The sequence below is a fragment of the Paraburkholderia sp. UYCP14C genome (assembly GCF_004197395.1).
Taxonomy (GTDB): Bacteria; Pseudomonadota; Gammaproteobacteria; order Burkholderiales; family Burkholderiaceae; genus Paraburkholderia.
This window is the reverse complement of sequence record NZ_SELS01000021.1, coordinates 23,829-36,029: the sequence shown is the minus strand read 5'-3', so window position 1 is coordinate 36,029 and position 12,201 is coordinate 23,829. Positions and strand designations below refer to the sequence as shown.

Annotated in this window: 13 protein-coding genes; 3 read left to right on the top strand and 10 right to left on the bottom strand. The window is 66.7% G+C overall.

The genetic code is table 11. From position 1 onward, the window contains the following. Positions 1–14: 14 nt before the first annotated feature. Entirely contained in the window at positions 15–677 is a 663-nt protein-coding gene (locus EVC45_RS20400) for an ankyrin repeat domain-containing protein (RefSeq protein ID WP_129960050.1), read from the top strand. Here EVC45_RS20400 and gph read toward each other — a convergent pair. The 5 genes from gph to EVC45_RS20375 all read right to left on the bottom strand — a co-directional run bounded on the left by gph (position 674) and on the right by EVC45_RS20375 (position 4,373). Then, on the bottom strand, positions 674–1,390 hold the full coding sequence (gene gph, locus EVC45_RS20395; protein ID WP_129960049.1) for a phosphoglycolate phosphatase: 717 nt from the start codon (positions 1,388–1,390) through the stop codon (positions 674–676). The two genes, EVC45_RS20400 and gph, sit on opposite strands and share 4 nt — an antisense overlap. Then, the gene (locus EVC45_RS20390) at positions 1,381–2,208 is read right to left on the bottom strand and encodes an HAD family hydrolase (protein WP_129960048.1); all 828 of its coding nucleotides are present in this window, start codon (positions 2,206–2,208) and stop codon (positions 1,381–1,383) included. The genes gph and EVC45_RS20390 overlap by 10 nt, the downstream gene beginning before the upstream one ends. Before the next feature lie 134 nt (positions 2,209–2,342). Then, a complete protein-coding gene (locus tag EVC45_RS20385) occupies positions 2,343–2,765 on the bottom strand; it encodes a biopolymer transporter ExbD (RefSeq protein ID WP_129960047.1) in 423 nt (140 codons plus the stop codon). Continuing rightward, positions 2,756–3,535 carry a MotA/TolQ/ExbB proton channel family protein gene (locus EVC45_RS20380; RefSeq protein WP_129960046.1) on the bottom strand — a complete coding sequence of 260 codons (780 nt, stop codon included), beginning with the start codon at positions 3,533–3,535 and terminating at the stop codon, positions 2,756–2,758. Before EVC45_RS20380 ends, EVC45_RS20385 begins: the two co-directional genes overlap by 10 nt. A gap of 58 nt (positions 3,536–3,593) precedes the next feature. After that, entirely contained in the window at positions 3,594–4,373 is a 780-nt protein-coding gene (locus tag EVC45_RS20375) for an energy transducer TonB (protein ID WP_248295197.1), read from the bottom strand. A gap of 180 nt (positions 4,374–4,553) precedes the next feature. On the opposite strand from EVC45_RS20375, the gene EVC45_RS20370 reads away from it, so the two are divergent. Continuing rightward, positions 4,554–5,693 (top strand): beta-propeller fold lactonase family protein, encoded by a 1,140-nt coding sequence (locus EVC45_RS20370; protein WP_129960044.1) that lies wholly within the window; start codon positions 4,554–4,556, stop codon positions 5,691–5,693. A gap of 50 nt (positions 5,694–5,743) precedes the next feature. On the opposite strand, the gene EVC45_RS20365 is transcribed toward EVC45_RS20370, so the two are convergent. Further along, a complete protein-coding gene (locus EVC45_RS20365; protein ID WP_129960043.1) occupies positions 5,744–8,119 on the bottom strand; it encodes a TonB-dependent receptor in 2,376 nt (791 codons plus the stop codon). Positions 8,120–8,300: 181 nt separating this feature from the next. Here EVC45_RS20365 and EVC45_RS20360 point away from each other — a divergent pair, with 181 nt between their 5' ends. Next, positions 8,301–9,299 (top strand): histidine kinase, encoded by a 999-nt coding sequence (locus EVC45_RS20360; protein ID WP_129960042.1) that lies wholly within the window; start codon positions 8,301–8,303, stop codon positions 9,297–9,299. Here the strand turns inward: EVC45_RS20360 and EVC45_RS20355 are convergent. The 4 genes from EVC45_RS20355 to pqqC are packed head-to-tail and all read right to left on the bottom strand — an operon-like array spanning position 9,269 to position 12,201. Beyond that, positions 9,269–9,931 carry a response regulator transcription factor gene (locus EVC45_RS20355; RefSeq protein WP_129960041.1) on the bottom strand — a complete coding sequence of 221 codons (663 nt, stop codon included), beginning with the start codon at positions 9,929–9,931 and terminating at the stop codon, positions 9,269–9,271. The genes EVC45_RS20360 and EVC45_RS20355 overlap by 31 nt on opposite strands. Next, positions 9,928–11,166, bottom strand: a complete 1,239-nt coding sequence (gene pqqE / locus EVC45_RS20350; protein WP_129960040.1) for a pyrroloquinoline quinone biosynthesis protein PqqE — start codon at positions 11,164–11,166, stop codon at positions 9,928–9,930. The genes EVC45_RS20355 and pqqE overlap by 4 nt, the downstream gene beginning before the upstream one ends. A 4-nt stretch (positions 11,167–11,170) precedes the next feature. Next, the gene (gene pqqD, locus EVC45_RS20345; RefSeq protein ID WP_129960039.1) at positions 11,171–11,446 is read right to left on the bottom strand and encodes a pyrroloquinoline quinone biosynthesis peptide chaperone PqqD; all 276 of its coding nucleotides are present in this window, start codon (positions 11,444–11,446) and stop codon (positions 11,171–11,173) included. After that, positions 11,443–12,201, bottom strand: coding sequence for a pyrroloquinoline-quinone synthase PqqC (pqqC, locus tag EVC45_RS20340; protein ID WP_129960038.1), 759 nt, complete (start codon positions 12,199–12,201; stop codon positions 11,443–11,445). Before pqqC ends, pqqD begins: the two co-directional genes overlap by 4 nt.

Sequence of the window (12,201 nt, the reverse complement as noted above, 5' to 3'; positions counted from 1 at the left end):
ACGGGGAACGCACCATGACAGACATGTTTACTCGGCCGTTGGCGGCCGCCGTTCTGCTCGCCGCCGCATTCGGCGCCTGCGTGCCGGCGCTCGCGCAGGACCATGGCGAAATCAACCGCCAACTGCTCGCGGCCGCGAAGGACGACGATCAGCAATCGGTCGTCGCGGCGCTGCAGCGCGGTGCGTCGGTCGACGCGATGAACCGGATCGGCGACACCGCGCTCGTCACCGCGTGCAAGAAGGGCGATACGGCGATGGCGCGCACGCTGATCGAGCGCGGCGCGAACGTGCAGCACGCGAACGCGCCGGGCGACACGCCGTTGATGGCCGCCGCCTTCGGCGGCTTCGACGAAATCGTCGCGCTGCTGCTCGCGCATGGCGCCGATCCGCTCGCGACCGATCGCGTCGGCAAGACCGCGATGGAGTACGCGGCGGGAGAGGGACAAACGAAGGTCGTCGTTCAATTGCTCGATGCGGGCGTCGACGTGAACCGGGCCTACAAGAACGATCTGACCGCGCTGATGTGGGCGGCCGGCTACGATCGCGCGGACACCGCCCAGCTGTTGCTCGCGCGCGGCGCGAACCGGTCGTTGAAGGACAACCGGGGGATGACCGCGAAAGATATTGCGGTGCAGACGAAATCGGAGCGGGTGGCGGGGTTGCTGTCGGCGAGTTAGGCGCTCGCGTCGACGCTCTCGTTGGCATCGAGGTCCGGCCGCGCTTGCGCGAGAATCGCCGGCAATGCCTCGAACGAATCGATCAGCGCATCGCCGCGCGGCATGTCGGCGCGGCTCGTGCAGCCATAGCCATAGCTGACGATAAAAGCCGGCAGACCGGCCGCGCGCGCCGCCGCGACATCGACCGATGAATCCCCGACCAGCACGCAACGTTCGGGCTCGACACCGAGCAGCCGGCACGCGTGCCAAAGCGACTCGGGCGACGGCTTCATGCTCGCCACGGTGTCGCCCGCGACCAGCGCGTCCAGATGTGCGGCAAGCCCGGTCTTTTCGAGCAGCGCTGCCGCCAGCGCCTGCGGCTTGTTGGTCACGCACGCGCAGCGGTAGCCGTGCTGCCGCAACGCGCGCAACCCGGCCATCACGCCAGGAAATACCCGACCCAGCGTCGCGTTGGTCGCCTCATAGTGCCGCTCGAACACGGCCTGCGCGTGCTCCAGCTGGACGTGCCCGCCGACGGCCGCCGCGTCCAGCGAGCGTCGCACGAGCCTGCGCACGCCGTTGCCGATGAAGCCGGTCACCGTGTCGAACGGAAGCGGCGCGGCGCCGAAGTCCTTCAGCATCAGGGTGGCGGCCGCGACGATGTCCGGCGCGGTATCGACCATCGTGCCATCGAGATCGATCAGGACTGCGTGGTAGCCGCGGTTCATCGCCACGACGGGCTCGCATTCGCGTTCGCCTTGTCCGCGTTCAGTGCGTTGTGCGTAGCGGTGTCGGGACGCCGCGTGGCGTCTTCATGCCAGCGGCGCAGTGTCGCCAGATCGACCCAGCGATGCCATTCGCCGCGCACCATCGCAACGATCGGCGTGTGCGGATCGCCGAGATGGGGCAACACGGCCAGCGCGCCATCGAAGTCCTCGTGCGCGGTAAAAGCGCTCGGCGTGACGACGACCGGCACGCGCGCGGCGTGCGCCGCCAGCAGGCCGTTGCGCGAGTCCTCGAAGGCGAGGCAGGCGGCGGGCTGCAAGCCGAGCTGTTCGAGCACGTGGCGGTAGACGTCGGGGGCGGGCTTTTTCGCCGCGGTGGTGCCGGCGTCGCCGATCGCCGCGAAGCGATGGCGCCAGCTCGCGCCGAAATGCGGCTGCAACAGCGCATCGAGGTTGGCGGGCGTCGTGGTCGTCGCGATCGCCACGCGCAGGCCGGCCTCGTTCGCTTCGTCGATCAGACGCGCGATGCCTGGCCGCAGCGGCACGCCGCGCTCGCGCATGCGCTCGGTGTAGTGGCGGGTTTTCAAGGCGTGCAATGCGTCGACGGCCTCCCGTGCGCGCGGGCCCCCGGCTTCTTCGCACTCGACCGTGCGCCAGTAATGCAGCAGACGCTCCTTGCCGCCCGCCACTTTCAGCAGACTCGAATAGAGCGCTTCGTCCCAGCACCAGTCGAGGCCCGCTTCCGCAAACGCGGCGTTGAATGCGTGTAGATGTGCGGTCTCGGTGTCGGCGAGCGTGCCGTCGACGTCGAAGATAAGGGCTTGCATCGTGCGGTCCTCGCGAGGGTGGGTGCCGTTCAGACACGCACCACGATAGCCGAGCCGTCCGCCGATTCAAATTCAGAGATTCTTTCGCCGCCGATAAGCTTTGCTTTATGTGCCGGCAAGCATGCCGCGCCACGTCATTTGCCCAACTGCGGGTCGGTCACGAAGCCCATCTTCGTCAGCCCGCCGCGCTGCGCCGCCGACATCACCATTGCCACCCGCTCATACGGCACTTTGCGATCGGCGCGCAGATGCAACTCCGGCTGCGGTGTCGCGAGGGCGGCCTGGGCGATGCGCGCGCGCAAGCCGTCGTCGCTCACGGGCTGCCCGTCCCATAGCAGCGTGCCGTCCGCCTGCACCGCGACGTCCACGTGCGCGGGCTTGACCGCTTCGGGCTGGCTGCTCGCGTGCGGCAGATCGATCCTGACCGCGTGTTGCAGCGCCGGAATGGTGACGAGAAAAATGATCAGCAGGACCAGCATCACGTCGACGAGCGGCGTCATGTTGATCTCGTTCATCAGACCTTGATCGTCGTCGTCGGAGAAAGGGCTCATTGCCATTCGAGGTCTCCGTCGCGGCTGGCGTTCGTCGCGTTCGTCGCATTCGTGCCGCGCGGCACCACGCGCATCTGCGGCCCGGCGCTCGACGGCAACTGCGAGCCGGTCACGAAGTACGCATGCAAGCCGTGCGCGAAGCGCTTCAGGCGCGCGACGATCGAGCGGTTCGCGCGCGTCAGTCCGTTGTAGCCGAGCACGGCGGGAATCGCGACGAACAGGCCGAACGCCGTCATGATCAGCGACTCGCCGACCGGGCCGGCGACGTGATCGATCGAGGTTTGACCGGTTTCGCCGATCACGATCAGCGCATGGTAGATGCCCCATACGGTGCCGAACAGCCCGACGAAAGGCGCGGTGCTGCCGATCGACGCGAGGATCGCGAGGCCGCTTTGCAGGCGCGCGATCGTTTCGTCCATCGTGTCCTGCAGACGCCGGGTGATCCAGTCGGACACGTCGATGCGGTCGTGCAGATGCTGCTGCGTCTGCCGATGGTGTGTCGCGGCTTCATGGCCCGCCAGCGCGAGCGCGAGCAGCGGGTTGTCGTGCGCGCTCGATGCCGGGTGGCCGAGGCTGCGCAGCCCGTCGTCGAAACGGTCCGCGCTCCAGAAGCGCGCGTCGCTCTGGCTGGTCACGCGCCTGAGGCGCATCAGTTGCCACAGCTTCACGATGATCACCGTCCACGACAGCACCGACATGATCACGAGCACGCACAGAATGCCGCGCGTGACGATATCGCCCGAGTCCCAGACGTTTGCGAGTCCGTAATGTTGCATGGCGCGTTCCTTCGTTTGGTGTTCGTGGTCTGTTGCGTGGTTCGGTTAGTCGGTTCGGTCACTCGGTGAGGCCGAACACGAACGACTGCGAGTACGCGGCGCGCACCGGCGTGCCGTTTTCGGTGTACGGCTGACAGGAGCCCGCATGCACGGCGGCGAGCGCCGCGTCGTCGAGGCGCGTGGAGCCGCTGCTGGTTTGCAGGTGAGCCGTTTCGATATGCCCGCTCAGCCCGACGACGAAACGCACGATCGCGGTGCCATGCTCGCCGCGCCGCTTCGCGACGTCGGGATAGTCGGGCTTCGGAATCGAGCAGTCGATATGCGACACGTTGCGCGGCTCGGTCGACGCGGGCACGGCCGGATGGGCGGCGGCCGCTGCCGCGGCGGCCGGTGCCGTCTCGGGCACGGCGGCCTGCGGTGCGGGCGCTGGCACGGCCGCTTGCGTGACCGGCTGCGCGCTGCTTTCGCGGGTCGCAGACGGCGTCGGCACAGGCTTTTCCACGCTGCGCGTCACCTGCGCGCGCGGCTGCGGCGCCGGTTTGACGCGCGCGACCGGGCGCGTGACGGGCGGCGTCGGCGCCGGCGGAACGACAGCGGCGGGCGGGGGCGGCGCGGGCGGTGAAACGACCGGAGCGGGCGGCTCGGGGCTCAGCAGCAACGCGGTGATCGTGCGCGGCTCGACCGGACGCTCGACGGTCCGGTTGCGCGCGTTCAACGCGATGGCGAGCAGCACCAGATGCGCGACGATCACCACGCCCAGCACGATCGCGGCGCGACGGTAACCGGCCGCGGGATGCAGGGCACTTGCAGGGTTCAACATGGCAACTTGCAGCATCATCGCCACCTCCGAATTCATTGTCCTCCGCCGACCCTGCTTTTCAAACCCGCGACGGCCGGCGCGGCGCAATTCGGGAAAATCTCCCGCCTGATCCGCGTTGTCAAACAAGCGCCCGGTGGACTACCTTGAAACGATGACGCGAATCATCGCGGCGCCGCGATATCAACCCGGAGTACAACGATGCTGGAGACACGGATTTCCCCCCAACCGCCACGCCGTTCCCTCGCGCTGGCCTGCGCGTTCGTGCTGGCCGCGAGCGCCGCGCATGCGGCGGCCGCGCCGCTCGCCTACGTGACGAGCGAGAAGGCCGGCGTCGGTGTGATCGATCTCGACCAGATGACGCTCGCGCAGACCTTTCCGGTCGGCGCGGACGGCCCGCGCGGCCTGAGCCTCAATGCCGACGGCACGCGTCTGCTGGTCGCCAACAAGAACACGGACGATCTCGCGGTGATCGACACCGCCACGGGCCAGGTCGTCAAACGCGTGAAGATCGGCAAAAACCCTGAATACGTGCGGGTCCACAACGGCTACGCGTACGTGACCTACGAGCCCGGCGAGGATGGCGGGCCGCCGGGAGGCAAACCGGAGGCGAAGGGGGACGATAAGCCCGACGCGAAGGGCGACAACAAGCCCGCAGCGACCGCGGGCGGCAAGCCCGGCGCGGACGACGACGACGCGAACAAGCCGCCCGCCGAAATCGCGATCATCGATATGAAGAACTGGCGCGTGATCCGCTCGGTCACGAGCGGCCACGAAACCGAAGGCATCGAATTCTCGCGCGACGGACAGATGATGCTCGTCACCAACGAGGGCGACGACACGGTATCGATTTACCACGCGCGCACCGGCGCGCCGATCCGAACGGTGAAGCTCGCGCCGGGTGGCCGGCCGCGCGGCATCCGGCTGTCGCCCGACGGCAAGCACTATGTGGTCACGCTGGAGTCGCTCAGCAAGTTCGTCGTGATCGACGCGCACACGTTCGAGGTGCTCAAGACCGTCGACACCAAACTCGGGCCCTATGGCGTCGCGTTCGGTCCGAACGGTCAGCGGCTGTTCGTGGCCGCCGCGCGCGACAAGGTGGTGCAGGTGTTCGACGGCCACACCTACGAACATGTCGCCGATGTGCCGGTCGGCCAGCGCTGCTGGCATTTCAGCTTCACGCCGGACGGCTCGAAGCTGATGGTCGCGTGCGGGCGCTCCGACGCGGTCTACGTACTCGACGCGAAGAGCTATCAGCCGCTCAAGCAGATCGGCGATCTGCCGCTCGCGTGGGGCATCGTCACGTATCCGCATAGCGACGGCTCGATCGAATCGCATTGAGTGAAGCAGGCGAATTCGCGCAGCGCGGCGACGCGCTTCGCGAATCGCCATTACTTCCACGCATATCGCATCCCCACCCAGAACCCCCTCGGCGCACCGGGTCCGACGAACTGCTCGTCGACCGGGGCCGCGCCGTTGAACGTGTTGCCGGGTCCGGTAAAGAAGTTCTGCCCGAGCGCGCCGAAGCTCGCATAGCGTTTGTCGAGCAGGTTCGACACCGAGGCGAACACCTGCAGCTGTTTCGTCACCTGGTAGCTGGTGTCCATATCGATCAGCAGATAGCCGGAGATCTTGCCGTTCACGTCCTGGTTGTTTTCGTCGCCCTGCGCGTAGATGCTGCCGCGCCACGTCAGGTTCGTGCTGATCCGCCATTTCGGGGTGGCCGCGTAATCGAGCCGCAGCTTGACGGTGGTCGCCGGAATGCTCGGGATGTGGTCGCCGGGGTGAATGGTGATGTTGCCGTTCGCGTCGGCGCTCGAGTTGCTCGGGCTGCTTTCGACCCACGTCGACTGATAGGTCGCGTTGACGTAGCTATAGCTGCCGGTCACGGTGACCGGACCATATTTCGTCTGCCCGGCCAGTTCGACGCCTTGCCGGCGCGTGCGCCCGACGTTCTGGAAAAAGCCCCGCGAACTGCCCGCGCCGTTGCTGCTGATGAACTGGATATCGTTGTCGAGCGTCGTGCTGTAGGCAGCCGCGCTCCACGTCGTGTTGCCGCCGATCCTGCCGCGCGCGCCGACTTCATAGGTCTTCGAAATGACCGGCTGCAACGACGGATCGGAGATGAAGTCGTTCGGCAGCGAGCATGGCGCGTTCGGGTCGGCGCAGGCCAGCTCGATCGCGGTCGGCGAGCGCATGCCCTCGTTGTAGGTCGCATAGGCGGTGAATGTCGGCGTCGGATTCCAGTTGATGCCGATCGCCGGATTGAAGCGCGAGAACGTATGGTGGCCGTCGAGTTGCGGCTGCGTGCCGGTTTCGTCGCCGATCGTCGCATCGGCCCAGTTGTAGCGGCCCGACAGCGTCAGCGCCCACTGCGGCGTCAGCGACAGCGTGTCCGTCAGGTAGAGGCCGTAGTTCGTGTTGTGCGTGTTCGCGTCGGTCTGCTGCACGAAATTGCCGATGCCGACCGTCGCGCGCGAATCGGTGAACATCGCGTCCTGCGACGACTGCGTGAAGCGCGAATCGGCCGCATCGACGGCCATGCCCGCGATGAACTGGTTCTTCATGCCGCCGAGCTTGCCGAGCAGTGTTAGTTGCAGGCTTGCGCCGTAGCTGTCGGTCGACACGGTCGACTGCACGTTGGTCGCCTGCAACGTGTCGACGCTGCCGTCGGGGTTGATCGTGCCGTAGTCGTTGTTGACGTTGCTGCTGGTGTTGGTGTTGCGAAAGTGCCGGTAGTACGCGTTGCCGCTCAGCTCGACGTTGTCGTTGAAGTAGTGATCGCCCGACAGCGTCAGGTAGCCGACGCTGTTCTGATTCTGATCTGGATACGTGTACGGTTGCCTGGGGTTATTGAACCACGACTTCGGAATGGTTTGCGCGCCGTGCAGATCGTTGTCCGCGCCGCCGGCCGACAACGACAGCGTCGTGTCGGCGTCGGTATAGCGCAGCTTGCCGAACACCTGGCGGATGCGGCTCTCGTTCTGCTCGGCCCAGCCGTTGTCGTTCGCGGCGTTGGCGGTGAAGTAGTAGTCGAGATTCTGGCCGATCGTGCTGCCCTGTTCGATCTGCGCGGCCTTGCGTCCCCACGAGCCGCCCTGTATTTCGGCCTCGCCGACCGGGTCGTCCTTGCCGTTTTTGGTCGTGACCGCTATCGCGCCGCCGAGCGTGTTGAAGCCGAAGGTCGGATTGGAGCCGGGGATCAGCTGGATCGTGTCGATCGCCTGTTGCGGTATCAGGTCCCAGTTCACGACGTCGCCGAACGGTTCATTCACGCGCACACCGTCGACGAACACCGACAAACCCTGCGGCGTGCCCAGCAGCGGCGACGCGGTAAAGCCGCGATAGAACAGGTTCATCTGATACGGGTTGCCTTGCGCGTCGGAGATCGTGACGCTCGGCAGATTCGCCGCGAGATAGTCGCTGAGCGTCTGGCGGTTCTGCTGTTCGAGATCTGTTGCGTGCACCGTCTGCACGTTGGCCGGCACCAGGTTGAGCGGCGTGCCGATGCCGAGCAGCGGCGTAGTGCCGACGATGACGATCGGCGCGAGCGTCGTGGTGGGTGTCGTGGCGCCGTTGGCGTTGTCGTCGGTTGCCTTCGAAGAAGCAGCGGAAGACGCCGGCGCCGGCGCCGACGCCGCAGCCGGCGGCTCGGCCTGTGCCCAAACGCTGGTGGACAGACCGGCGAGCGCGCCACCGACGCAAAGGGTGATGCCGGCGCGCCGCTGAAGCCGGCGTTTGCGGCGTGCTTGTGATCGCATGCTCATCGTTGTTGTCTCCTGCCGGCTCGATATACGCGCGTGGCGCGCGTTGTTTGACGTTGGTGTAAAGCTTCGCATACGCGTCTGTAAGCCGCGCGGGAGCTTTTCCCGATCTGCCAGGGAAGCGTTCCCAAAACCCGCGCAAAAACCCGCTGCGGGTCCCAGCGCTGAGTAGAATGCAGACGTCATGTCAAGTGAACCGATCCATTCCTCTTCCGCCGGCCGTCCGCCGCCGCCGTCGCCGATATGGCGCGACCTCGGCTGGGTCGTCGCCGTGACCGTGCTCGCGGCGGTGCTCGGCGCGCGCTTCGATCTCAGCGAGAAGATCTACCGCTTCACGCGCGGCATGGAGCGCTTCCAGCTCGACGAGTTGCCGGGCGCGCTGCTGGTGCTGTCGATCGCGCTGGCGTGGTTCGCGTGGCGCCGCTATCGCGAAGCGCGCCGCGAAGCGCGTCATCGCCGCATGCTCGAAGAGGAGGCCGAACGGCTGCTCGCCGACAACCGGCGCCTCGCCAGTCAGGCGCTGCAGGCGCAGGAACAGGAGCGCCGCCATATGGCGCGCGAGCTGCACGACGAACTGGGTCAATACCTGAACGCGATCTCGCTGGATGCCGCGCGCATCCGCGATCTATCGGGCGAGCGCGAGCCGGAGATTCATCGCATCGCGCTTGGGCTGATGCAGAGTGCGACCCATGTGTACCGCGAGATCGGCGGCATGATTCGCCGCCTGCGGCCGATCGGTCTCGACGAATTCGGCTTGCCGAGCGCGCTCGAACACTGCGTCGAAGGCTGGCGCGAGCGCTTGCCCGAAGCGTCTTTCTCGATGACGATCGAAGGCGATTTCAGCGGCCTCAGCGATGCGTTGACGATCACGCTGTACCGGCTCGTGCAGGAAGGGCTGACGAATGTGTCGAAGTTCGCGCGCCGCTCGCGCGTCGAACTGTTCATGGTGCGCGCGCCGCGTGAAGACAACGGCACGCAGATCGACGAGATCGTCGTCACGATGGCCGACGACGGCCCCGGCACCGATCTGACCAGGCCGCGCAGCGGGCTCGGACTGATCGGCATGCGCGAGCGCGTCGAGGCGCTCGGCGGCGAGTTTCACGTCGCGAGCGAGCCGCAGGGTGGTTTTCTGTTCTGCGCGCGCGTGCCCGCTCACGCGGGACTGGCCGAGCCCGTGAACTGAAGTCCGAGGCGGCTCGCCATCTGCGCGAGCTGCACGCCGTTGTCGGCGCCGAACTTCTGCCGGATCACCGATTGATGATTGGCCACCGTCTTCTGACTCAAGCCCAGTTTTTCGGCGATGCTCGGTAGCGTATAGCCCTGCACGAGCAGCCGCAGCACCTCGAACTCGCGCGCCGACAGCTGCCGCCCCGGCGGCCCTTCGTTGAACGCGGTGCGCAGCGCGAGCGCCTGCGAGATGTCCGGGCTCAGATAGCCGGCGCGCCGCGCAATCGAGCGCACCGCTTCGACCAGCACGTCGGGCGCGCTCGCCTTGGTCACGTAGCCGAGCGCGCCCGCGTCGAGCGCGCGCCGCACGAAGATCGATTCCTCATGCACGCTGAAGATCAGCACGCGCGCATCCGGCTCGCGCGCCAGCATGCGCCGCATCGCTTCGATGCCGCTCGCGCCCGGCAGCGACACGTCCATCACGACCACGTCGGGCCGCAGCGCGCAAAAACGCTGGTAGGCCTGCGCGGCGTCGCCCGCTTCGCCGCACACCGCAACGTCGGCATTCAGTTCGAGCAGACGCCGGTAACCTTCGCGCACGACCGCATGGTCGTCGACGAGCAGAACCGAGATGGTGTCGGCACTCATTTTTGGCCTCCGGGTGATGCTCGGTTATCGCCGTGAGCGTCGGGCTCGCGGGCAGCCGCCGCGAGCTTGCGCGAGTTGGCGTCGTTGCGGAACAGGATCGGCTGTTCGCGTGCTGCTGCTGTCGCCTCGTGTTCCGATGCCGCGTTCCGCACGATCTTGACCACGGTTTCGTGAAACGGCGATTTGTCGCAGACGGGGTCGGCGTTGGCCGGGTCGCCGGTCAGCAGGAATGCCTGGCAGCGGCAGCCGCCGAGGTCGCGTTCCTTCTCGTCGCAGCTGCGGCACGGCTCCTTCATCCACTTCACGCCGCGAAAGCGGTTGAACGCGTCGCTGTCGTACCAGATCTCGCGTAACGGCATGTCCTTCACGTTCGGCAGCGCGAGGCCGGGCAGGCCGCGCGCCGCGTGACACGGCAGCGCGGCGCCGTCGGGCGCGATGCCGAGGAACACCGCGCCCCAGCCGTTCATGCAACGCTTCGGGCGGCGCTCGAAGTAGTCGGGTACGACGAAGAAGATCTTGCAGCGCTCGCCATGCGTGCGGCGATAGCGCGCGACCACCGCTTCGGCTTCTTCGAGCTGTTCGCGCGTCGGCATCAATTGCGCCTGGTTCTCACGCGCCCAGCCGTAGTACTGCGTGTTCGCGAGCTCCAGATATTCGGCGCCCAACGCGAGCGCCATGTCGATGATCTTGTCGACGTGCGGCAGGTTGTAGCGATGCAGCACGCAGTTCATCACCATCGGAAAGCCGTGCCGTTTGAGCGCGGCGGCGACGCGCTGCTTCAGCTCGAACGTGCGCGTGCTGCTCAGGAAGTCGTTCAACTGCTGCGTCGAATCCTGGAACGACAGCTGGATGTGATCGAGCCCGGCGGCTTTCAGATCGCCGAGGCGCTGATCGGTCAGACCGACGCCCGAGGTGATCAGGTTCGTGTAGAAGCCGAGCCGATGCGCTTCTTCGACGAGGATTTCGACATCGTCGCGCACCAGCGGCTCGCCGCCCGAAAAGCCCAGCTGCACCGCGCCGAGCGCGCGCGCCTCGCGCAGCACGTCGAGCCATTGCGCGGTGCTCAGTTCGCGGTTGTGATCGGTGTAGTCGAGCGGGTTGTAGCAGAACGCGCAATGCAGCGGACAACGATAGGTCAGCTCCGCGAGCAGCCACAGCGGCGGCGGCACCGCGGCGGCCGCGCTGTCCTGCGGCTGCGCGCCGGCCTCAGAGCCTGGTTGGGAAAGATCGGTCATCGCGCTACTCCAGCCAGCCGCGCCCATGCGCGTCGGCGATGAAGGCCCGCACCTCACTGCCGATGCCGGTCGTATTGAACGCCTGTTCCAGCTCGGCGATCAGCGTGTCGATGTCGCGCGTGCCGTCGCAGCGCTTGAGGATTTCGCCGGCGCTTTGATTGAGCTTCACCATGCCCTCCGGGTACAGCAGCACGTGCGCGTTCTGCGCGGGCTCCCATTGCAGGCGGAATGGCTTCGCGATCGCGAGCGGCGTGGCGGGTTCACGTGTCGAGTCGTTCATTGCGGAAACGCCTTCTCGATCGCGTCGAGCATGGTCCACAGAATGTCGAGCTTGAACTGCAGGATCTCGAGCGCTCGCTCCTGCTGATCGCGTCGCGTGAAATGCGCGAGCGTGACTTCGAGCCCGTGCTGCACGTCGCGCTGCGCGAGCGAGATGCGCGAACGGAAATACGCGAGACCGTCAGGCTCGATCCACGGATAGTGCTCGGGCCAGCTCGCGAGCCGGTCGCGATGCACCTGCGGCGCGAACATCTCGGTCAGCGACGAGCACACCGCTTCCTGCCACGGCGCGCGGCGCGCGAAATTCACGTAGGCATCGACGGCGAAGCGCACGCCCGGCGTTACGTGTTCGAGCGACCACAGTTCGTCGCGCGTGAGGCCGACCGCGTCCGCGAGACGCGCCCAGGTTTCGATGCCGCCTTCCGCGCCGTCGTAGCCGTCGTGATCGAGAATGCGCAGCACCCAGCGGCGGCGCGTGTCGCGGTCCGGACAGTTCGACAGCACGGCCGCATCCTTCAGCGGAATGTTGATCTGATAGTAGAAGCGGTTCGCGACCCAGCCGCGAATCTGTTCGCGCGAGCAGCCCCCGCTATTCATCTTGACGTTGAACGGATGGTGGATGTGATAGGCGGTGCCCTTCGCGCGCAACTGCGCCTCGAATTCCTCACGGCTCCAGGCGGGCCGGTCGATGCCCTCGGTTCCCGTGATACCTGCGTCGCGTGTTGGTGTCGTGTCCTGAATATCTTTCGCGTTCAT